The organism is Pseudomonas sp. RT6P73, from assembly GCF_054897715.1.
Window position 1 is genome coordinate 1454305 of record NZ_JBUBUV010000002.1, and the last position, 21343, is coordinate 1475647.

Below are 21343 nucleotides of genomic sequence, written 5' to 3' on the forward strand. Positions count from 1 at the left end.
TTTTCAACTGACTTCGGGAGGCGCGAGGTCTGACTGCTCCGCGCAGGCAGACGCGCAGAATCAATGGGACGTTTGACTACACACGTTTTGGACGCTGCACACGGTTGCCCGGGCAGCTCGATCAAGGTCGAGTTGTACCGCGTTGAAGGCTCGCAGCTGGAATTGGTCGCCAGCGCGATCACCAACAGCGACGGCCGTGTCGATGCACCGCTGCTGCAAGGCGATGACTACCGTTCCGGGGTCTATCAGGTTCAGTTTCATGCGGGCGATTACTACCGCGCCCGTGGCGTTCAGCTGCCTACACCTGCGTTCCTGGATGTGGTGGTGCTGCGGTTCGGCATCTCTGCGGAACAGGATCACTACCATGTGCCGTTGCTGATTTCGCCGTACAGCTATTCCACGTACCGCGGCAGTTGATCCCCCAAGCAGCTGCCTCAACCTGGAAGCGACTGCGCATATAGCTTCTTTGGTCTTTTGCCCGCTCACACTGCGGGCTTTTTTTTGCTTCGAGTTTGAGCCAGTGCGTTGGGTTGCACCTCGCCAGCGGGCGGCGAGGTGTACACGTTTCTCTGTCAGCGTTCCTTGATGATGAAAATAGAAGGACTTCCACCGGGCAGGTGCTGGACGCCGCCCATGAGCCATACCACATCGCCACGCGCGTCAGCGGCTAGCAGTAATTGGTGAGCTTCGGTGCCAATTCGTGCTCTCAGCGAAGGGTCTGCGAGTTCCGGGACGCGCGGTGGCTTGATTTCAATTGCGTCAGTCTCCACACGCCCCAGTTTCAGAAAATAGACCTTTTTGTGATTGGGTCTGTTAAATACCAGCGTTGGTGGGGGGAGTTTGAGGTTGTCCACGTTTGCAGGAAGGAAGACATTGTAGTTGCTGTGACCCAGTATCGAGGCGAGCAGTAATGGAAGTCGGCCCGGTTCGTTAGGCCGCTCTGTGTAAAGCTGCCAGGCCGGAGCACTCTCGGGTTTGAAGTTCAATTGCTGTAAGGGCACCTGGGAGTCCGGAGCGTGCAAAGGGACTATCCTCCGGGGACCTTCACTGCCGAAAGCGACAGGCAATATATCCAGCGGGTCGCCGAGCCCAGGCACGCCGGTGGTCGATTTGCCTTCCCAGTGGCGAAAGGTTTGCATCATGCGGGCGAGACCGCTGCCGTTTATTTCCTCCGATCCGCTGGAAAGCTCAAATAATCGCTTGGCAACGGCACGGGCTGTGGGCTCGGTGAAACCCCTGAATGCATCCGCGACATGGTGTGTGAGTGTTTTCTCGAAGAGACGAATTGCACCGTCAACTTTGCGAGTATTCGTGCCGGCGTGGTGGCTGGTGGCTACAGGCTGCAACGAAGGTGCTTCGTGCAACATGCGTTCGAAAATCTCGAAGCGGGAGGGCGCAAATTCCGGGTGTTGAAGGAAAACGATGGGTAGCTGATCGGCCAGCGGCCCCTTTGGCACGATGTGGTAATGGAGCTGGCCAATCTGTACGGATTCCACCGAGTCAGGTTGGGTCGTTTTGCCCCAGGATGCCCACAAATAGGGGTTTCTATTCAAGTTGGCAGCATTAGGGTGGGTAACTGCCTCGGGAGCATCGACATTTTCATCCCGGCGAGGGCGCTTGCTTGCGCCGGGACCGGCATCTTCAGCGTCTGGTGGCGGCTGATGGCCGGCCATTTTGGGGCTTTCGCCTGAGCCTGGGTTGATGGGGGCTTTACGTTGCCATAGCGTCATTCCTTCAATGCTTTCGAGAACCGGGCCCGAAGGGATCAATTCGATCGCTGAGGTCGCCTGATAGTCCCCGTCTGCATTTTTGCGGACCATGATGGCGCCTTCTTCCGCCAGGTCGACATAGGTTCTCTTCAGCTTGTCGTAGCGGATGCCGTTTGCATCGGGTTGGGTCAGCTTGTCGGCTAAATGTCGGGGAATGATCTCCAGTGTTTCCGGCCTCGTCGGTGCAGTTACCGTCGGAACCAGGCCCTCCCGGACGATTCTCCACTGGGGCTGGCCAGGAATTTTTCTGAGGATCGGCCCTGCCTGGCCACGCGCAAAAGGGAAGGGGACTTGGTAATCGCCTTTCGCGTTTGCTCTGATCATATAAATACCTTCCGGTCCAATATCAGCGTAAAGCTGTTGTCGGCTACTCATGAAAAGCCCGGTTTCGTCGATCCTGAAGAGTTGATCCACCTCGCTTCGAGGCCAGGAAATCATATTGGCAGCAATCTCGGCGGCGCTTGTAGCGTTAACCGGCATGTTGGTGACGACGATAGGCTGACGAGGGACGATATCGGGTGACGTACTTGATATATTCGTGTCGGAAACAGGCGCTCCGTCTCCCAGAGGTCGGCCGACTGTTGCAGTGTGATCGCCCCGTACCCGATTTTCTCCTGACGAAGGCCTTGAAGGTGTCGCCGAAGTGTCAGGTGTAGTAGAGGTTGAAGTTCTTTTTGGTGGTCTGGCCATGGGTCATATTCCTGAATAGTTTTATTTGTTTGTAACTTCAAGGTGAAGCCGGTAAATGAAAATGACCGGTATCAACGCTCTCTGATAATAAAAACGGAGCTCCATCCTGTTGGGGATGTTTGAACCCCGCCTAGTAGCCATCCAACGTTGTTCTGCTGGTTGGCGGTCACAAGTGCTTGCAGGGCATGATTGCCCACCTGTGAAACTAATGAAGGGTCGGCAAGTTCCGGTGCGGGAGAAGGGTTTGTTCTGATTGCATTTCTCTCTGCAATTCCGAGCTTCAGAAAATAAACCTTGTCGTGATCTGCACGTTTGAAGACCAGCTTGGGACTTCGGTGCTCATGCAATAAGGGAAACACTTCGTATCCGCTGCGGATCAACACCGTGCTGACTAAACGTTTGAGGTTGTAGTCAGAGCGATTAGAGACAAAGTTGTCCCATTCCATCTGGAAATGTCTTGGGAGGAAGTCAAGCCTGCGCAACGGCTCGCCAAAGGTAGGAGGCACCATGGAAATAACTATTCCTTCGGGGTCCACGCGTGAAGCGACAGGCAGTAAATCAATCGGGTTCTCGAATCGCGCATCAAAGATGCCTGCCCGTTCCTTCCAGTGATCAAGGGTAAGTGCGGTGGTATACAAGCCATCACGGGCGATCACTTCGGAATTCCCCGAATGTTCAAATAACCGCTTGGCAACAGCACGCGCTGTGACCGGTGAAAAATCCGGGAACACCTCCACAACGGATTGCGTCATCGGTTTTTGAAACAGGCGACGACTACTGTTCACTGTCCATTTGCCATCGCTATTCAGAACGGCCGGAACAGGTTGCAACCATGGTTTGGAGTGCAGCATCTGTTCGAACATGTCGAAGCGAGAGGGTGGGAACTCGGGATGCTGAAGGTAGTTCACGACTCGTGGTGCTGTGTTCCCCTCGGGTACAGTTTGATAATGAAGTTCGCCAATCTGAATGAATTCATTGGCAACGGGTTTGTTGACCTTGCCCCATGATATCCACAGGTACGGGTTTGCATTGGCCGGGTGGGTTGGATAGAGAGTGATAATCTGCTCTGCCGGTGCGCTTGCGCCTGTCTGCTCTTCGTTTTCCTCAAGGCGCTGACGCTTGCTCGGGCCCGGTTCGGCCTGTTCGTTGACTGATGACGGTTGATGAACGGACAGATTGTCGGTTTCCGTGACTGCAGCCGTTGGGGTTTTGCGGCGCCAGAACGGTGTCAGTTCAATCCTCTCGAGTACGGGGCCGGACGGCGTCCATTCCTGGCCGAAGGTCGCCTGGTAATCGCCATTCGTGTTTTTGCCGACTTGAACGGTGCCCTCGAATATCAAATCGACATAACTTCGCAGGTTGTGCCAGCGTATTCCGAGCTCGTTGGCGGCCGGTAGTTTATTAATAACGACCGGATTCTTAATGATATGGACAGGCGCAACGATTGCCGGAGCGGTCACGCTTGAAACCCATGCTCGCAAGTCTGGAGTGGACGGCAAGGGTTGCCATAAGGGCTTGTCTTTGACTTTTCTCAGGACTGGATCCGGATGCTCAGGCGCAAAAGGAAAATGGACTCGGTAATCTCCATTTGCGTTGGTTTCCACTCTGCCAATGCCGGCTTTTTCAATATCGGCATACAACGCTTGCTCCTTGCTCATGAAGAGCCCCGTGTCTGCGATTCGAATCAGTTGATCAACGTGTTCACGGGGCCAGGACACCAGATTATCGGGCTGCGCGAAGGGGGCGGAGGTGCGCACAGGCATGTTAGTAACAACAACGGGTCGTTGATCAGGCATGTTGCCTGCCGATGTAGCGGGGGTTGGAATGCCCGTGGTTGGATCTCCTCCACGCACAGGCATGTCAGGACGGCCGGGAGGGTGGGTCCTGAGCACGTCATCCTCGGGGGAGGGTCTGGGAAGTGTTGATGAAGTGCCAGGCGTATTGGGGCTGGAAACTTTCTTGGGTGGCTTAGCCATGACAGTCGTTCCGATAAGTAATCTGGTGAATATCCAAATCAGGAAGTGCTCCTGAAGAAGACGAAAAAGTTGCTGGGTGAAAGCAGGGCGCGTGAGGGCGCACGGCCCCGGAGATCACAGTGTTCAGTTTTGGTTAAGCTGGATTCTGAAGTGCAATAAATATTTATAGGGTGAGGCGGTATTTGCTACAAGACACTTCTGCTTGATCGTGAGATTAAGGGCAGTGACTCATTGACTTTGTTTTATAAGATTTTGCAGGTGTCTAAAAGTATTCGCAGATTGGCGGCGCTCACGGGTGGGGTGGTAGTGGCGCCAGACTCCATCAATGCATAGCAATGTTTCAGCTGGTGCGCGCAGCGACTCAGTGGTACCAGGTCGGCGTAAAGGACGGTGCGGGACTTGTCGGTATCAAGTAGCCAGCGACGTGAAGGCAGGTTGTAAGAAAGCGTGCCGGCAGTACCATCCTTCATTGCTATATTCCGAACAGCGATGTCTTCCATTTCTAATGATGTCATTTCCGATGTTATTGCTTCTTCGTTCAGGAGTTGGCCTTTAAAGTGCCTGCCATCCAGCGAGTCAAGGTAGACTTCGTCAAAATCAAGATCGGCTTTGTAAACAACACCGAAGGGAGTGATGACACGTATTTGATCAGTCAAGTCTTGTGGGTTGTTGTAAATCGGAAGATGAATAACGGTGTGTCCAATCTGCAGACGATTGTCCACCAGTTTTATTCTGGTGTAAGCGAGGCCCGTTGCGTCGAATTCCCAGGTAGACGCGGACTGTGATTTGATGGTCGCGTTCGCACGAGCACCTGGCGTTGAAATGCTTAGCGTCATTTCGGCGCTAAGGTGAACCAGGTAAGTTGAGCCGTCACCGACCAGGTTCTCAATAGCGGTTTGCTCAGGGTAAGAGATGAGTTTGACGCATTGCTCTCGGGTGCCTAACTTATGAGCGTCATTGTCGAAGGGTTGGCGGTAAATATGCTGTCCATCTCTGGCCTTGAGCGGCAATGGCACCTCGCTGGTATGCTCCATCGGGCCGTTTATCTCGAACTGATCGTTTGAAAATACTGTGTCGGGCAAGGAGGGCTGGTTGATCCGATAAGAAACGCCATCGTTCATGATCAGGATTAAATGCTGGTTCAGTATTTTGTCGGGACGTGTCAGCCGACTAGTGATTCTTTGGTCCCCGCTCCAGATCGAGCTGGCCAGATTCTTGATAGTCAACCGCTTACGGCCAAAGTGAAAAGTCATGCCGCATTCTTTATACATGATGCGGTCGAAATTACGTTGGCGCATCAGGTCTATGTTGTAGTAAGCCTCGACTCGTGTCAGTTCATGACTGGCATAATCCATGTGAAGAGTGGTCAGAGTACTTGTGCTGCGTTGTTTTACTTTAAGTGTTGTATGTTCATTGAGTCGTGAAATACAGTAGCTCGTGTCTTTGTCATGCGGGATGGTGGATACCCCGTTGTAGCATATGATCGGGTTTTGGGTTGTACCCTGTTGGGTGACAACTGTTTCAACGTCAAGCGGGTCATTGCTCTCAATAGATTCAGGGAGTTCAGGCATCAAATGAAACCCATCCTTTGTGATGAAAGTCAGTTTTTTATTTTGTAGTTGTCGTTGGTTGTTGACAGTTTTGTAGACGCCCTTGATGTAGACATTCCTTTCGCTGAGGTCGTCGAGGTCAAATCCTGAGGTGATGACCAGCGCCTGTTCTTCTATCTTCCAGCTTCTGATCAGATCCATTCTCCAATCAAGCGCAATGACGCTCTCGTCTGCACCATCCTCAGTAATAAATACGCTGCCGGATTTATGGGCCACAGCATAGTGATCCTTTCCTGGGCCACCGGAGGCCGAGCCTACATTGTTCAAAAGATAGATTTTGTCATCCCCGGCGCCCGCCTCTATGGTGTCGCGACCCCGAGACTTGATGATGTTCGGGCCGTCTGTACCGATGACCTTGTTTTCCGCGCCGGCCAGGGTTTCTGCGTTTTCAATGTCCTCTAAAAGCGTGTGTCGATAGTTCCAGCGGCTGTCGTTGGTCTGGTCGTGGGTGATGATAGAAAGCCGCCCATCGTTCAAATCGATGAAATATCCAAATCGTTGTCTGTTACGGTCGGGGTAGCTACCGCTGACTATTAACGTGTCGTTGCCCATACCACCTTTCAATGTAGTGGGTAGAGAGTCTTTTGGGCCGTTTTTCAGGAGTTCGGCGGCACCTTCGAAGACGAATTCATCGTCTTTTTCCCCCCCGGTAAGATGTTTGATACCGGCGCTGTAATAGAATCTGTTTGGCTTTTTTTCGATGCCAATAATGGTGTCGTTTCCGCCCCCAATAAACCATACCGCGCCTTTGTTCTCGCCTGGCGTTCCAAATTCCGCGCCGGGCATGTCCGCGGTCACTCCGTCGCGGGCATCAATAGTGTCGTTATTGTCAATGACATAGGGTTTCGGGACGGTTTTGTAAGTGTATTGCTGGGCATCCCAATCGAAGCTGGGTACTTGAGTCGGCTTGAGCTCTACCTGAAAATTGCCGTTTACAATGACCTCTGTGCTGTCCTTTAACTTGCCTGCCAGTAATTTTCTGGCGGTCGCTTGCAACAACCTCGAATGTTCAACGGTTGATTTGGCAATCGCGTGGCGCGTCTGGATGTTTTCGTCGGGACTTATTCCCCAAAAGGCGAACCAGCCTGTACGCAGGCGTTCATGGGTGGTGAGTTCGATGTAATCATCGATATCGTCGACGACGCGTACCGCCGCATAAACCTGAGAGCCCGCGACTAAAAGAAGTCCCGCTGCCAGCCCAATTGGCCCGATAAAGGAGAAGCCGGCCAACGCAGCGGCACCCAATATCAACGTCATTGCCGCGCTGGTCACACTCAAGCCGGCGGCAACATAGTGATCCATGGCTTCTTTGCCTGATGTCGCCGCTGCACTGTTAAAGGATTTAACCGCGGAGATAACGTCGAAGGGCAGTGTCAGGGCACTTGCGATCAGACCCGCACCACGGCCTAACCGAACGCCGAAGCTGGTTTTGGCGAAATCCTTGTAGGCTTTCTGCCCTGCCTCGATCATGTATTTTGCTTGTTTTGTTACCGCAACTTCCACGGCTAGCGAAGTAACTTCTGCTGAAATGCTGAGGCTATTGAATACAACTTCGCCGTGATCTTTTCGTGCAATCGCATCTTGCAATCCGCGCAGACCGCTATAAATTCCAAAGGCCTGAAGCCCTGCGCCCATGCTGATCATGCTGCTACTCTTGATTCGGTTCACCCATTGAGGTGTATCTTTGTGCAAGTGCGCGTGGCGTATATCAAGCTTCTGTGCTGATTTCAGAAGCTTGTCCAGTTTTTGTCGGTACTGTTCAGGATCGGAAAACGTATCAGGTATGTCACTTAGCAGGGGCGGAGCATTTAGCGGGCGTTGCGACGCCATCTCAAACAGTAATGCAGGTAGCGCGTAATCGTCTTTTGTTCCGGTAGAGCGCATGCGGGCTTCAATATACAAAGGGTCAAGTTGCAAGGAATTGACAAAAGACCGCTTGGGATGGCGGAAAAAAGTATTTTGCCCATTCAGCCGTTGACCATTTAATCTCGCGCCCAGTGCATCAAGTGCCCGTCGGGTAATCGAATGAGAGCCTATCTTCATCGGTCCGAAAAGGTCATCTATAACGCTCAGCTGGTTTTTATTGGCGTTTGTATCTTGAGGGGCGGAGGGAATGCTTTCCTTTTCGAAATCAATTGTAGACAGTGAGTACTCATTGGCATGCAGATCAATGTCCGTTACTTCGACGGCATTATAGTGATCGGTGTCGGGTGTTTGGAAAACGATTGCCATAAGAACTTCCTTGTCCAGGCGTTGTGTGCGAAGTCGCAGCGCCATGTTAGGGGGAGTTCTGAAACGACAAATATATATATTTATATCGCGTGTTGCGGGTTGTTGCGAAGTAGGGGTGAATTGTTGCCATCCTTGGCAAACAATTCTTAGTCGTGGTGTTAATAAAGCCATATTGATATGTAGCTTGGTGGATTAATGCGATCCGACTAGTGATTGCTGAGTAATGAGGCAGCGCCAGCTCCACTGAAGAGTCCTGCGCTCACCCTGTTAAACCAACTTTGTCCCTTGCCACTGCGCAGATACTTCGCTGCACCATGAGCACCTAGCCCATAAGCCAACTTGCACAACAGATCCAGCACGGTCCAGGTCGCAATCATCACCAGCAACTGCGGCAGGAACGGTTGCTCGGCACTGAGAAACTGCGGCAGGAAGGCAGCAAAAAACAAAATATCCTTCGGATTGCTCGCGCCTAACACGAACGCACGCCCGAACAGTGCCCGAAAGCGCGGCACCGGCGCCGCCTGGGGCACTTCAGCGCCCACCGATGGCAGTCGTGATTGCTGCCAGCTCTGCCAGGCGAGGTAGAACAGGTACAGCGCGCCGACGATTTTCAGTGCGCTGAACAGCTGTTCCGATGCCAGAAGCAGGGCACCCAGACCCAACGCCGAGGCACTGAGCAAGCAGATCGAGGCAATCACGCCACCCAGGAACGCTGGATAGGAACGGCGCAAACCGTAATTCAGACTGTTGCTGATCATCAGCAAAGACAGGGGCCCCGGGATCAGGATCACCACCAGCGCAGCGCCGCTGAACAGCAGCCAGGTTTCCAGACTCATCACTTTCCTCCATTTGTGCAAAAGCCCCACCCGACGGGGTGAGGCTGTTTTGAAACACTGTTTTTGAAACGTAGACGGCTTACAAGAAAATAAACTTGGCGATGAAGATCGCGCACAGCACCCACAGACTGACGGAAATTTCCTTGTGCTTACCGGTGAAGGCCTTCAGCACCACGTAAGTGATAAAGCCCAGCGCGATGCCATCGGCGACCGAAAAGGTCAGCGGCATCATGATCGCGGTAACGATCGCCGGAATGCTATCGGTCGCTTCGTCCCACTCGATGTGCGCCATGCCACCCATCATCAGCATTGCCACATAAATCAGGGCGCCGGCGGTGGCGTAAGCGGGAATCATGCCGGCCAGCGGGGCAAAGAACATGGCGGCAATAAATAGCACACCTACGGTCACGGCGGTAAGACCAGTCCGACCACCCGCTGCTACGCCAGCGGCACTTTCCACGTAACTCGTTACTGGAGGAACGCCGACCACCGCACCAAACACGCTGGAAGCACTGTCGGCTTTCATGGCGCGGGAGAGGTTTTCGATCCGGCCGTCAGCGTTTACCAGGTTGGCGCGCTGGGCGACGCCCATCAGGGTGCCGGCGGTGTCGAACATGTGCACAAAGAGGAAGGCCAGCACCACGCTGATCATGCTGACGTTGAACACGCCCGCGACGTTCATGGCCATCCAGGTCGGCGCCAGACTTGGCGGGGCAGACATGATGCCTTCGTAGTGGACAAGGCCCAGGCCCCAGCCCGCGAGGGTAACGGTGATGATGCTGATGAGAATCGCACCGAACACTTTGTGGTAGCTGAGTACGGCGATCATCAGGAAGCAGATGGCAGCCAGCAGCGGGCCGGGCTCGCGCAGGGAGCCGAGCTTGATCAGGGTGGCCGGGCTATCGACGACGATGCCCGCGGTTTTGAGGCCGATCAACCCTAGGAACAGACCCACGCCGGCGCCCATGGCATAACGCAAACTCACAGGAATACTGTTGAGCAGCCATTCGCGAATCCGCGAAAAGGTCAGGAACATAAACAACACACCGGAAACAAACACCGCGCCAAGGGCGGTTTCCCAGTTGTAGCCCATGGTGCCGACCACGGTGTAGGTGAAGAACGCGTTCAAGCCCATGCCCGGTGCCAGGCCGACCGGCCAGTTCGCGTAAAGGCCCATCAACAGGCAGCCCAGGGCCGCAGCGATGCAGGTCGCGACGAACGCGGCGCCGTGATCGATCCCGGCGTCGGCCATGATGTTGGGGTTGACGAAGATGATGTAGGCCATGGTGATGAAGGTTGTCAGACCGGCAATCAGCTCGGTCTTCACCGTGGTGCCATGCAAGCTGAGTTTGAAGATGCGTTCAAGCAAGCCATTGCGTAACGGCGGCGAGAGTTCCAGCGTCGGGGCTTCGGATTTGCGGCTTTCCACAGCGAATACTCCTCAAGAGTTTTATTGTTATTTCCAGGGCCGGACCCATGAGGGTGGCAGCGGCCCTTTGAGGCACTTGCGAATTTGTTGACCGGCTGGTCAGAAACTCGCACGAAGTGGATTATGCTTTTGTATACAAATAAAGCAAATAATGTTTTTGATTTTGTAGACGAAAAGTTTGGCAATAGGGATATATCGCCGAGACAGATGCTTTCGCGAGGGCGCTATCGCCGTTGTGCGGGCGAAAAAAAACCGGCGATCGGCCGGTTTTTTTCTGTTCGGGATTTGCAGTGTTGGTGCGGGCCTCATCGCGGGCAAGCCCGCTCCCACAGGTTTGTAAACACCTCAACCCCTGTGGGAGCGAGCCTGCTCGCGATGGCGGCAGATCAAACAACCCAAATGAATCAGGCCGCAGCGAACCGCTTATCCAGATAATCGATAATCACCTTGGACTCATACATCCAGGTGGTCTGCCCATTCTCTTCAATGCGCAGGCACGGAACCTTGATCTTGCCGCCTTGCTCCAGCAGGGTCTGGCGATCCTGTTCGTTGTTCTTCGCATCGCGCAACGCCACCGGCACATTCAGGCGACGCAGGGTGCGGCGGGTTTTCACGCAGAACGGGCAAGCGTGGAACTGATACAGCGTCAGGTCCTTGGCGGCCGTTTCAACCTGAGCCTGGGCGGCGGCGGGGCGCTGCTTCTTGCCAGGGCGGGTGATGAAGTCGATGAAGATGATCAGTTGGCCAAGGCCGACACGAAGCGCTTTTACGAACACGGAATAAGCCTCACAGGGCGAACGGAAGGCGCGCAGCTTACCTGATTTTTCACAGGCGAAAAAAAACCGGCGATGAATGCCGGTTTTCTTCGTGTAGCGAATTACTTGATCAGGCTGAGAAACTCGCTGCGGGTCGCCGCGTTTTCGCGGAACTCACCCAGCATCACCGATGTGATCATCGACGAATTCTGTTTCTCCACACCGCGCATCATCATGCACATGTGCTTGGCCTCGATCACCACCGCAACGCCCAGGGCACCGGTGACTTGCTGGACCGCATCGGCGATCTGGCGACTGAGGTTTTCCTGGATCTGCAGGCGGCGAGCGTACATATCGACGATCCGCGCGACTTTCGACAGGCCCAGCACTTTGCCGCTCGGGATGTACGCGACGTGCGCCTTGCCGATAAACGGCAACAGGTGGTGTTCGCACAACGAGTAGAGCTCGATGTCCTTGACCAGCACCATTTCGCTGTTGTCGGAGCTGAACAAGGCACCGTTGGTGACTTCTTCCAGTGTCTGTTCATAGCCGCGGCAAAGGTACTGCATGGCTTTGGCGGCACGCTTTGGCGTGTCGAGCAGGCCCTCGCGGGAGACGTCCTCGCCAAGTTGACCAAGGATGGCCGTGTAATTCTGTTCCAGGGACATGAAACTACCTGTGGGGATTTTCGCAAAGGGCAAGGGTACGGTGGCAAACACGGCGCTGCAAGCGTGAAGCGACAGCTTTACTCGTCGCGACCTTCCATCATGGTTCGTTTGAGCATCACATAAACCGCGCCGGCACCGCCGTGTTTCGGTTGGCACGAGGTGAAGCCGAGCACCTGGGAATGCTGACGCAACCACGTGTTGACGTGGCTTTTGATCATCGGTCGCTTGCCGTCCAGACGCACGGCTTTGCCGTGGGTGACGCGCACGCAGCGGATTTCGAATTTGGTCGCTTCGGCCAGAAACGCCCAGAGCGTTTCCCGGGCTTTTTCCACGGTCATGCCATGCAGGTCGAGGCTGCCTTCGAACGGAATCTGTCCGATCTTGAGCTTGCGCATCTGGCTTTCCTGAACACCGTCACGGGCCCACATCAACTCGTCTTCCGGACCGACATCGATGACGAACTGATCAGACAGACCATCAACGGTGGTGGCATCGGTGCGAATGGTCGCGGCTTGGCGCAGCTTGGCGATTTGCGCGCGGTCGGCCTTGGGTTTACCGGTTTCGGCGCGATCATGCTTGATCGGCTTGACGCCTTGGATCGCACTTTTGAACAGGGAAAAATCGTCGTCTTGCATGTCAGCCTCCGCGAAGGGCGGCCAGTTTACCCAAGTCGAGGCGCTATCCATAACAATTGAGGCCCGCCAAAATGCCGGGCCTTTAATTCAATCGTGTTTTTTCATCAGGTGCGGGGACATGTTCAGCTCTCGCGACTGGCGCGAACGGCGACGGCAGCGACGCCACAACCACACACCGATATAAAGCATGAACAGGCCCACCGCCAGAATGATCGCCGAGCCGAGCGGGCTGGCGTTCAACTCGCCCAGGGCCGGGGGACGGCCCAGCAGGCTGGCGGCACCGGCCATTGCGAGCAACACACCGCACGTCGCCAGCAAGGCAGCAAAGGCTGCGCCGAATCGAAAACGCCAATTGCGTTGGCCCTTGGGCCGCAAGCGGCGTGCATCAAAACCATCGGATAACTTCATTCCGACCTTCCTCAATGGGTATCGGCCCTTCGACCGGGAGTTGTCCGGGTTGTTCCTGAGGCTAAGTCAATTGCAGCATATGAGAGGCTTTTGCGGATGAGCGGCGGTATTGACCGCTCTTTGAGGCCGATCAGATCAGTTCGTGAGTGAGCGCTAGGGTGGCGAAGTTGTCCGCCATGATCGCCATTTCGGTCTGTTGAACGTGCTCGGCAGTCAGTACGCCACCCTTGTAGGGCAAATCGCGAGTCGCGCAGGCGTCTTCGACCAGGGTGCAGCGAAAGCCCAGGTTTTTCGCTGCACGCACGGTAGTGCTGACGCTGGAGTGGCTCATGAAACCGCACACGATCAGGTCCAGGGAGCCGAGTTCTTGTAGTCGATCGTACAATTGGGTGCCGTGAAACGCGCTCGGCAGCAGTTTGCCGATGATGGTTTCGTCCGTTTGTGGCTCCAGGCCCGGGATGAACTCACCGCGTTCACCCTGTGGATCGAACAGCCCGCCGACGGTGCCGAGATGACGCACATGCACGATCGGACGACCGGCTGCACGGGCAGCGGCCACCAGTTGCTTGATGTTCGCGACGGCAGCATCCATGCCGCTCAGGGCCAGCGGGCCGCTGAGGTATTCTTTCTGGGCATCGATGATGACAAGGGTCGCATGACCCAGATTGGCTGCTGCGTAACCGCGGCCGCTGAGTTGAAACATCGTTTTTGGAACGGACATTCTGGGGCTCCTTGGAGTGGGGCTTTTGCGACATTGTCCTCTGGCTGAGCGGTTCTGTGAATCGCTACTATCGTAGACGCCGTCGTTGTTGGCGTGCAGCCTTGTCAAGATGGAGGTTTTGTTCAATAGCCAACGGTAAAAATGGATGTGTCCTACATCTGATCCGCTGTTTTCCTGCGTCGTCGTGGCGCGTTTTGGCTGTTAGAATCGCCAGTCGTTTTTTCTGGAGTCTGCCCCCGTGATCACTTCCCGTCTTCGTACCCTGCGCGACCATATCCGTTGGGCCGTCAGCCGCTTCCATGGGGAGGATCTGTTTTTCGGCCATGGGACCGACAACGCCTGGGACGAAGCCCGTCAACTGGTGTTGGGTGCCTTGCACTTGCCGTGGGAAATCGCCGACAGCTACCTAGACTGCAATCTGGAAGAAGACGAGTTGGTCAACCTCCAACGCCTGCTCAAGCGTCGCATCGAAGAACGCATTCCGACCGCTTACCTGTTGGGCGAAGCGTGGTTTTGCGGCATGTCGTTCATCGTCGACGAGCGCGTGCTGATCCCGCGTTCACCGATTGGCGAGCTGATCGAAAAACGTTTCGAGCCATGGCTGGGCGCCGAACCTGCGCGGATTCTCGACCTGTGCACCGGTTCCGGTTGCATCGGTATCGCCTGTGCCTACGAGTTCCAGAACGCCGAAGTGGTACTGGCGGATCTGTCGTTCGAAGCGCTGGAAGTGGCCAACCAGAACATCGAGCGCCATGGCGTCGATGAGCGGGTCTACACGGTTCAGGGTGATGGGTTTGATGGTCTGCCGGGTCAGCGTTTCGACCTGATCGTGTCGAACCCGCCTTACGTCGATGCGGAAGATTTCGCCGACATGCCGGACGAATATCAACACGAGCCTGAGTTGGGCCTGGCCTGCGGTGATGATGGTTTGAACCTGGTGCGACGGATGCTCGCCGAAGCGGCGGATCATTTGACCGAGAAGGGCTTGCTGATGGTTGAAGTGGGCAACAGCCAGGTTCACGTCGAGTCGCTGTACCCGGAAGTCGACTTCGCCTGGCTCGATTTCGAGCGCGGCGGGCATGGTGTGTTCATGCTGACCGCGGAGCAGTGCCGCGATCATCAGGCGCTGTTCGCTTCCCGCGTCTGACGTTAGAAAGCCTTCGCGGGCAAGTCGGGTCGCCGCACCGCTCGCTCCTACAGGTTATGTGTCGTGCCCCAATGATGCGGCACACACAAAACCTGTGGGAGCGAGGCTTGCCCGCGAAGGCCGCGCCACGGTCTCAGACCTTTACCGGTGCGTAGCAATCCAGATCAACAACCCCGCCTGAAACACCGCAAACGCCACCAGACACGTAATGGTGAAACGCAGCCCGGCGTCTTCACGCTTGTACTTGCTGACCTTCTCTTCGTGCTTCTTCAGCTTCACTTCCTGCTCGGCCAGATTCTGCTCGGCCTGCTGAAGCATCTGCGCGGCTTCGAGGATTTCCACCAGTTGCAGCTTTTCGGTGTTCCAGTCACCCACCAGGTCTTCGACCTTTACTTCTTTGACGCTGCCTTTCAAATGCTGGGCGTCGGCGTAGACCACCTCAAAACCATGCACTTTCAGAAAGTGATCGCGACGCAGGCGGGTGTCTTCGTTCAACGCATCTTTATTATTCAGATCGGTGCCGTCGACGGTGTAGCCGGGCCAACGCTTTTTCGCCCAGGTGATCCCTTGAGCGGCCATGAACCGGCCGATCCCACGGTTCATCGGTTCAATCTGCAAGCCGCTTTCTGGCTCGAAATGCACACGTTTGGTGGTGTGATTGACCCACACGTCCAGATGATTCTGCTCTTTGCGCACGCGCTGGCCCGGCAGCTTGATGCTCATGCGCATCAGGCTGTGTTCCTTGCTGGTGCGATCGGCGTAACCGAATTCGACAAAGCGCAATGGCCGCCCACCGGTATTGCGGTCAGTTTGCAGCGGTGCCAGACGGAGCATTTTGTGGTGCTCGACATGGACATCCGCCCACGGCAGCTCGACCGCTGGCGGTGCGTCTTTTTCAGCAGTCGTGTCGGGTGAAGTCTGGGTATCAGTCATAACGGCGAGATCCTGTCCAAGCTCTGCTTGTCGCCAGTCATAGCGCTGGCGACAAAGGCTTATCGGCCGTTTTTTTAAAGACTGGAGGGTAACTCCGGCTTAACTGGCGCGAAGTCCGTCAATAAACCCGAGGATTCGCGCGCCGAGTTCGGCAGCCAATGGCAATTGCGGATCCTTGTAAGAAGCCATTTGCCGTTTCACGTCGTTGGGCACGATGCGCATAACGTGGTTCATGCCTTCGATCAGCGCCAGTTCGGCGTCCGGTTTGGCCGCCTTGAGCATCCTGGCGTCACCGACGCCGACCTGGATGTCGTTGCTGCCCTGGATGATCAGCGCCGGCATCTTCAATTTGGCGAACGCCGCTGCCGGGTCCTGGCGGAACAACGAAATCAGGTAAGGCTGCACGCTCGGGCGGAAAATCACCTGCAACTGTGGCGGCACATTGTCGTCGGTGTGGCCGGCCTTGAGGCTGTCGATTAGTTCATTGCTGCGCAGCATCAGAGGCGGTGGCAGGCGATTGCTCAATTGTTGACGCAACACCTCATCGATCGGCCGGGCGCTGCCGGACATGGAGATGACCGCTGCGGCATCGACGCTGGGCGCCGCGAGGCTGGCGATCAAGGCGCCTTCGCTGTGGCCCAAAAGGATCAGCGGGCCAAAACGCGGATCGCTTTTGAGCTTGCGGCCCCAGGCCTCGGCGTCGGACACGTAGGCTTCTACCGACAGATTGCGTTCGTCCGGCGTGGCCGCGAGGCTCGCCGCCACGCCGCGCTTGTCATAACGCACGCTGGCGATGTTGTGTTTGGCCAGCACCCAGGCCAGCCGCTTGAGGCTGTCGTTACGTCCGCCGTCGGGGTTGTTTCCGTCACGATCCGTAGGACCGGAGCCGGAAATGATCAGGACAACCGGCACGGGATTGTCGGATTTCGGCAACAGTAAAGAGCCGAAAAGCTCCCCGGTGCCGGTATCCAACGTGATCGGGCGTTGCAGGACAGTGGCCTGGGCAAAGCCGGTAAACAGAGTAAGGCTCAAGGCTAGAACTCGCAGCATCATCACGCCATCATTCACAAAGATGCCGGTTGGACTCGCAGGCACCCATAAGGTTCGAGGATGAACTACTTGGGTAGCCTGCGTATACTGGCGCGCATTACGTATTCAGGTTCATTTCACGGAGCGTCCTGCATGTCCGGCAATACCTACGGCAAGCTGTTCACTGTCACCACCGCGGGCGAAAGCCATGGTCCGGCGTTGGTCGCCATTGTCGACGGCTGCCCGCCGGGGCTGGAGATTTCCCTTGAGGATCTGCAGCGCGATCTGGACCGCCGCAAGCCCGGCACCAGCCGCCACACGACGCAACGCCAGGAAGCCGACGAAGTCGAAATCCTCTCCGGCGTGTTCGAAGGTCGCACCACCGGTTGCTCCATCGGCCTGTTGATCCGCAACACCGACCAGAAGTCCAAGGACTACTCGGCGATCAAGGATCTGTTCCGCCCGGCCCACGCCGACTACACCTATCACCACAAATACGGTGAGCGCGATTACCGCGGCGGCGGACGCAGCTCCGCCCGTGAAACTGCCATGCGTGTGGCCGCCGGCGCGATTGCCAAGAAATACCTGGCCACCCAAGGCATCGTCATTCGCGGCTACATGAGCCAGCTCGGCCCGATCGAAATCCCGTTCAAGACCTGGGATTCGGTGGAAGAGAATGCATTCTTCAGTCCTGATCCGGACAAGGTGCCGGAGCTGGAAGCCTATATGGACCAGCTGCGCCGTGATCAGGATTCGGTCGGCGCGAAGATCACCGTCGTCGCCGAAGGCGTGATGCCGGGCCTCGGCGAGCCGATCTTCGACCGCCTCGACGCTGAACTGGCCCATGCGCTGATGAGCATCAACGCGGTCAAAGGCGTGGAAATCGGCGCCGGTTTCGCCAGCGTCGCCCAGCGCGGCACCGAACACCGCGACGAAATGACCCCGGAAGGTTTTCTCAGCAACAACGCCGGTGGCATTTTGGGCGGCATCTCGTCCGGTCAGCCGATCGTTGCGCACCTGGCCCTCAAGCCAACGTCGAGCATTACCACGCCGGGCCGTTCCATCGACATTCATGGCAACCCGGTGGAGGTGGTCACCAAGGGCCGTCACGACCCGTGCGTCGGCATCCGCGCCACGCCGATCGCCGAAGCGATGATGGCCATTGTGCTGATGGATCACCTGTTGCGTCATCGCGGGCAGAATGCCGACGTGCGCGTGAGCACGCCGGTGCTGGGTCAGCTTTAATGGCTGATCTCACAGCCGCCAAGGTCTGACGACGTTGGCGGCGCTCCCGTACTGGCGGCTTTCCAGTTTCTATCTGTTCTATTTCGCCTTGCTCGGTTCGACAGCGCCGTTTCTGGCGCTGTACTTCGATCACCTGGGCTTTTCCAGCGCGCGCATCGGCGAGTTGGTGGCGATCCCGATGTTGATGCGCTGCGTGGCACCGAATATCTGGGGCTGGCTCGGCGACTACACCGGCCGACGCCTGGCCATCGTGCGCTTCGGTGCCGTCTGCACGCTGCTGACGTTTTCGCTGATTTTCGTCAGCAAGACGTACGCCTGGCTGGCGATGGTCATGGCCCTGCATGCGTTTTTCTGGCACGCGGTGTTGCCGCAGTTTGAAGTCATCACCCTGGCGCACTTGAAAGGGCAGACGTCGCGCTACAGTCAGATTCGCCTCTGGGGTTCCATCGGTTTCATCATCACCGTGGTCGCGCTCGGCCGGATGTTCGAATGGCTGAGCCTCGACATTTATCCGGTGGCGCTGGTGCTGATCATGGCCGGCATTGTCGTCAGCAGCCTGTGGGTGCCCAACGCTCAACCGGTGCAGGGCGAGCGAATTGCCGGAGACGGGTTTCTCAGGCAATTGCGCAATCCCGGTGTGTTGGCGTTTTACGGCTGCGTGGCGCTGATGCAAGTGAGCCACGGGCCTTATTACACCTTTTTGACGCTGCACCTTGAACGGCTCGGTTACAGTCGAGGCGTGATCGGCATGCTCTGGGCGGTCGGCGTGGTCGCCGAAGTCCTGATGTTCCTGGCCATGAGCAAAATCCTCGCACGCTTCTCGGTGCGTCGGGTGCTGCTGGCGAGTTTCCTGCTGGCGGCCGTGCGCTGGTTACTGCTGGGTTCGCTGGCCGAGTTCCTCTGGGTACTGCTGTTTGCGCAAGTGCTGCACGCCGCAACGTTCGGCAGCTTTCACGCCGCTGCCATCCAGTTCGTGCAACGTAGCTTCGGTGCGCGTCAGCAAGGTCAGGGCCAGGCGCTTTACGCCGCACTCGCCGGCACTGGTGGCGCATTGGGCGCGTTGTATTCCGGCTACAGCTGGAACGCCCTCGGGGCCACGTTCACCTTTAGTATTGCAAGCCTCGCAGCCCTGGCGGCTGCCGTTATCATTGCCACACGAATGCAAGAGGACAGGCCATGAGCCTCACCCGTGAACACCTCGCCCAGGAAATCATCGACGCCGGGCTTTTTCTGTATGGCCGCGGCTGGTCGCCGGCCACCAGCAGCAACTACTCGACCCGCCTGTCGCCGACCGAAGCGCTGCTGACCGTGTCCGGCAAGCACAAAGGCCAGTTGGGTCCGGATGATGTGCTGGCCACCGACTTGTCGGGCAACAGCCTGGAGCCGGGCAAAAAACCGTCCGCCGAAACCCTGCTGCACACCCAGCTCTACAGCTGGCGCCCGGAGATCGGCGCGGTGCTGCACACCCATTCGGTAAACGCCACGGTGCTGTCGCGCCTCACGCCCGAAGATTTCATCGAGTTCGAAGACTACGAACTGCAAAAAGCCTTCAGCGGCGTCTCGACCCACGAATCCCGGGTGCGCGTGCCGATTTTCGACAACGATCAGAACATTGCGCGTCTCGCCGCCAAGGTGCAGCCTTGGCTTGAAGCCCATCCCGATTGCGTCGGCTACCTGATTCGCGGCCACGGCCTCTACACCTGGGGCGCGCGCATGAGCGACGCACTGCGGCAGATCGAGGCGTTTGAATTTTTGTTCGAGTGCGAGTTGAAGATGCGCTCACTCTTGAACCATAAAGCATGAACCGTTAAGGAGTTGCCCTGATGAGCAGCCTGTCCGTTTACCACGTCTCAAGCCCTGACATTCCGAACAAGGTGCTGACCCATTTCGAAGACATCGCCTCGACCCTGGCCGAGCAGGGCGTGCGTTTCGACCGCTGGCAAGCCACGGCGAAAATCCAGCCCGGCGCCAGTCAGGAAGAAGTGATCGCCGCGTATCAGGAGCAAATCGACAAGCTGATGACCGAACGCGGTTACGTTACCGTCGACGTGATCAGCCTGAACAGCGATCACCCGCAAAAAGCCGAACTGCGTGCCAAGTTCCTCGACGAACACCGTCATGGCGAAGACGAAGTACGATTTTTCGTCGCCGGCCGTGGGCTGTTCACCCTGCACATCGACGATTACGTCTACGCCGTGCTGTGCGAAAAGAACGACCTGATCTCGGTGCCGGCCGGCACGCCGCACTGGTTTGACATGGGCGAGCATCCGCATTTCGTCGCGATCCGTCTGTTCAACAACCCTGAAGGCTGGGTGGCCAAGTTCACCGGCGAAGACATCGCCAACCGCTTCCCGCGTCTTGAGGACTGAGCCGATGCCGATCAAAGCGATTCTCACCGACATCGAAGGCACCACCAGCGCGGTGAGTTTTGTGTTCGACGTGCTGTTTCCGTACGCCGCCAAACACCTGCCGGACTTCGTTCGCCAGCACGCCGGGCGCGCCGATGTGGCCGAGCAACTGGCCGCCGTGCGCCGAGACAGCAACGAGCCGGGCGCTGACGTTGAGCGGGTGATCGAGATCCTGCTGGGCTGGATCGCCGAAGACCGCAAGGCCACGCCGTTGAAAGCGTTGCAAGGCATGGTCTGGGAGCAGGGCTATCAGGCCGGGCAGTTGAAAGGCCACGTTTACCCCGACGCCGTTGAAGCGCTCAAGCGCTGGCATCAGGACGGTTTCAAACTGTTTGTTTATTCCTCGGGCTCGATCCAGGCGCAAAAGCTTATCTTCGGCTGCTCGGAAGCGGGGGATTTGTCGCCGCTGTTCAGCGGCTACTTCGACACCACGTCGGGACCCAAGCGTGAAGCGCAGTCTTACGAGCGCATCACTCAGGCCATTGGGGTGGAAGCTGCGCAAATTGTGTTCCTGTCCGATATCGTCGAAGAACTGGACGCGGCGCGCGCGGCCGGCATGGCAACGTGCGGGCTGGCCCGAGAGGGCGGGGAGTTGGCGGGGCATGTGACCGTCGACAGTTTCGCGCGGATTGATCCCTCTACTTTCTAAGCCACGACGCCCATAACCTGTAGGAGCGAAGCTTGCTCGCGAAGGCGGCGTGTCAATCAGCATTAATTTCGTCTGACACACCGCCTTCGCGAGCAAGCTTCGCTCCTACAAGGGCGGGATCGGTGTGGTTCAGAAACACAACAGGCCGTGAAGCGAAAGCTCTCACGGCCTGTTTGTTTTGCAGCGTATTTATTTACACAACA

The 21343-nt window shown here is 56.7% G+C and carries 19 protein-coding genes; 7 read left to right on the plus strand and 12 right to left on the minus strand.

From position 1 onward, the window contains the following. The first annotated feature begins 63 nt into the window (after positions 1-63). Positions 64-417: a hydroxyisourate hydrolase gene (gene uraH, locus ACYZT6_RS07185; protein ID WP_123409019.1), complete on the plus strand. Its 354-nt coding sequence runs from the start codon at positions 64-66 to the stop codon at positions 415-417. Between the two features lie 155 nt (positions 418-572). Here uraH and ACYZT6_RS07190 read toward each other — a convergent pair whose 3' ends face one another. From ACYZT6_RS07190 to ACYZT6_RS07235, 10 genes are all read right to left on the minus strand, one after another. Further along, a complete protein-coding gene (locus ACYZT6_RS07190; RefSeq protein WP_462026294.1) occupies positions 573-2249 on the minus strand; it encodes a hypothetical protein in 1677 nt (558 codons plus the stop codon). A 281-nt stretch (positions 2250-2530) separates the two neighbouring features. Next, positions 2531-4117: a hypothetical protein gene (locus tag ACYZT6_RS07195; protein ID WP_462026295.1), complete on the minus strand. Its 1587-nt coding sequence runs from the start codon at positions 4115-4117 to the stop codon at positions 2531-2533. 560 nt (positions 4118-4677) lie between these two features. Next, entirely contained in the window at positions 4678-8277 is a 3600-nt protein-coding gene (locus tag ACYZT6_RS07200) for a calcium-binding protein (protein ID WP_462026296.1), read from the minus strand. A 206-nt stretch (positions 8278-8483) separates the two neighbouring features. After that, on the minus strand, positions 8484-9113 hold the full coding sequence (locus tag ACYZT6_RS07205; RefSeq protein ID WP_462026297.1) for a LysE family translocator: 630 nt from the start codon (positions 9111-9113) through the stop codon (positions 8484-8486). Positions 9114-9192: 79 nt separating this feature from the next. Then, positions 9193-10542: an NCS2 family permease gene (locus ACYZT6_RS07210; protein WP_042932677.1), complete on the minus strand. Its 1350-nt coding sequence runs from the start codon at positions 10540-10542 to the stop codon at positions 9193-9195. A 404-nt stretch (positions 10543-10946) separates the two neighbouring features. Further along, positions 10947-11318 carry a glutathione S-transferase N-terminal domain-containing protein gene (locus ACYZT6_RS07215; RefSeq protein ID WP_046047502.1) on the minus strand — a complete coding sequence of 124 codons (372 nt, stop codon included), beginning with the start codon at positions 11316-11318 and terminating at the stop codon, positions 10947-10949. A gap of 101 nt (positions 11319-11419) precedes the next feature. After that, entirely contained in the window at positions 11420-11965 is a 546-nt protein-coding gene (gene folE / locus ACYZT6_RS07220) for a GTP cyclohydrolase I FolE (protein ID WP_003204506.1), read from the minus strand. A 77-nt stretch (positions 11966-12042) separates the two neighbouring features. Then, the gene (locus ACYZT6_RS07225) at positions 12043-12600 is read right to left on the minus strand and encodes a Smr/MutS family protein (RefSeq protein ID WP_462026298.1); all 558 of its coding nucleotides are present in this window, start codon (positions 12598-12600) and stop codon (positions 12043-12045) included. 87 nt (positions 12601-12687) lie between these two features. Then, complete coding sequence (locus ACYZT6_RS07230; RefSeq protein WP_462026299.1) at positions 12688-13008, minus strand: hypothetical protein; 321 nt, start codon at positions 13006-13008, stop codon at positions 12688-12690. A gap of 130 nt (positions 13009-13138) precedes the next feature. Further along, entirely contained in the window at positions 13139-13729 is a 591-nt protein-coding gene (locus ACYZT6_RS07235) for a cysteine hydrolase family protein (protein WP_462026300.1), read from the minus strand. A 238-nt stretch (positions 13730-13967) separates the two neighbouring features. Between ACYZT6_RS07235 and prmB the strand changes: the two genes are divergently transcribed. Next, a complete protein-coding gene (gene prmB / locus ACYZT6_RS07240) occupies positions 13968-14876 on the plus strand; it encodes a 50S ribosomal protein L3 N(5)-glutamine methyltransferase (protein ID WP_462026301.1) in 909 nt (302 codons plus the stop codon). 141 nt (positions 14877-15017) lie between these two features. On the opposite strand, the gene ACYZT6_RS07245 is transcribed toward prmB, so the two are convergent. Both ACYZT6_RS07245 and ACYZT6_RS07250 read right to left on the minus strand, forming a co-directional pair. Further along, entirely contained in the window at positions 15018-15809 is a 792-nt protein-coding gene (locus ACYZT6_RS07245) for a hypothetical protein (protein WP_462026302.1), read from the minus strand. 99 nt (positions 15810-15908) lie between these two features. Continuing rightward, positions 15909-16862 carry an alpha/beta hydrolase gene (locus ACYZT6_RS07250; RefSeq protein WP_462026303.1) on the minus strand — a complete coding sequence of 318 codons (954 nt, stop codon included), beginning with the start codon at positions 16860-16862 and terminating at the stop codon, positions 15909-15911. 129 nt (positions 16863-16991) lie between these two features. Between ACYZT6_RS07250 and aroC the strand changes: the two genes are divergently transcribed. From aroC to mtnC, 5 genes are read left to right on the plus strand one after another with little or no spacing between them, the layout of a single operon-like run. Continuing rightward, on the plus strand, positions 16992-18083 hold the full coding sequence (gene aroC / locus ACYZT6_RS07255; protein ID WP_131062445.1) for a chorismate synthase: 1092 nt from the start codon (positions 16992-16994) through the stop codon (positions 18081-18083). Positions 18084-18117: 34 nt separating this feature from the next. Beyond that, entirely contained in the window at positions 18118-19263 is a 1146-nt protein-coding gene (locus tag ACYZT6_RS07260) for an MFS transporter (RefSeq protein ID WP_131062472.1), read from the plus strand. Then, the gene (locus ACYZT6_RS07265) at positions 19260-19886 is read left to right on the plus strand and encodes a methylthioribulose 1-phosphate dehydratase (RefSeq protein WP_462026304.1); all 627 of its coding nucleotides are present in this window, start codon (positions 19260-19262) and stop codon (positions 19884-19886) included. The genes ACYZT6_RS07260 and ACYZT6_RS07265 overlap by 4 nt, the downstream gene beginning before the upstream one ends. Before the next feature lie 20 nt (positions 19887-19906). Next, positions 19907-20452, plus strand: a complete 546-nt coding sequence (locus tag ACYZT6_RS07270) for a 1,2-dihydroxy-3-keto-5-methylthiopentene dioxygenase (protein ID WP_462026305.1) — start codon at positions 19907-19909, stop codon at positions 20450-20452. Between the two features lie 4 nt (positions 20453-20456). Continuing rightward, complete coding sequence (mtnC, locus tag ACYZT6_RS07275) at positions 20457-21140, plus strand: acireductone synthase (protein ID WP_462026306.1); 684 nt, start codon at positions 20457-20459, stop codon at positions 21138-21140. The last annotated feature ends 203 nt before the right edge of the window (positions 21141-21343 follow it).

Coding starts and splice junctions, on each gene's coding strand:
- ACYZT6_RS07225 (WP_462026298.1), bottom strand. CDS start 12,600: ATGCAAGACGACGATTTTTCCCTGTTCAAAAGTGCGATCCAAGGCGTC.
- ACYZT6_RS07230 (WP_462026299.1), bottom strand. CDS start 13,008: ATGAAGTTATCCGATGGTTTTGATGCACGCCGCTTGCGGCCCAAGGGC.
- ACYZT6_RS07265 (WP_462026304.1), top strand. CDS start 19,260: ATGAGCCTCACCCGTGAACACCTCGCCCAGGAAATCATCGACGCCGGG.
- ACYZT6_RS07190 (WP_462026294.1), bottom strand. CDS start 2,249: ATGCCGGTTAACGCTACAAGCGCCGCCGAGATTGCTGCCAATATGATT.
- ACYZT6_RS07250 (WP_462026303.1), bottom strand. CDS start 16,862: ATGATGCTGCGAGTTCTAGCCTTGAGCCTTACTCTGTTTACCGGCTTT.
- ACYZT6_RS07195 (WP_462026295.1), bottom strand. CDS start 4,117: ATGAGCAAGGAGCAAGCGTTGTATGCCGATATTGAAAAAGCCGGCATT.
- ACYZT6_RS07235 (WP_462026300.1), bottom strand. CDS start 13,729: ATGTCCGTTCCAAAAACGATGTTTCAACTCAGCGGCCGCGGTTACGCA.
- ACYZT6_RS07245 (WP_462026302.1), bottom strand. CDS start 15,809: ATGACTGATACCCAGACTTCACCCGACACGACTGCTGAAAAAGACGCA.
- ACYZT6_RS07270 (WP_462026305.1), top strand. CDS start 19,907: ATGAGCAGCCTGTCCGTTTACCACGTCTCAAGCCCTGACATTCCGAAC.
- ACYZT6_RS07200 (WP_462026296.1), bottom strand. CDS start 8,277: ATGGCAATCGTTTTCCAAACACCCGACACCGATCACTATAATGCCGTC.
- aroC (WP_131062445.1), top strand. CDS start 16,992: ATGTCCGGCAATACCTACGGCAAGCTGTTCACTGTCACCACCGCGGGC.
- folE (WP_003204506.1), bottom strand. CDS start 11,965: ATGTCCCTGGAACAGAATTACACGGCCATCCTTGGTCAACTTGGCGAG.
- uraH (WP_123409019.1), top strand. CDS start 64: ATGGGACGTTTGACTACACACGTTTTGGACGCTGCACACGGTTGCCCG.
- mtnC (WP_462026306.1), top strand. CDS start 20,457: ATGCCGATCAAAGCGATTCTCACCGACATCGAAGGCACCACCAGCGCG.
- ACYZT6_RS07205 (WP_462026297.1), bottom strand. CDS start 9,113: ATGAGTCTGGAAACCTGGCTGCTGTTCAGCGGCGCTGCGCTGGTGGTG.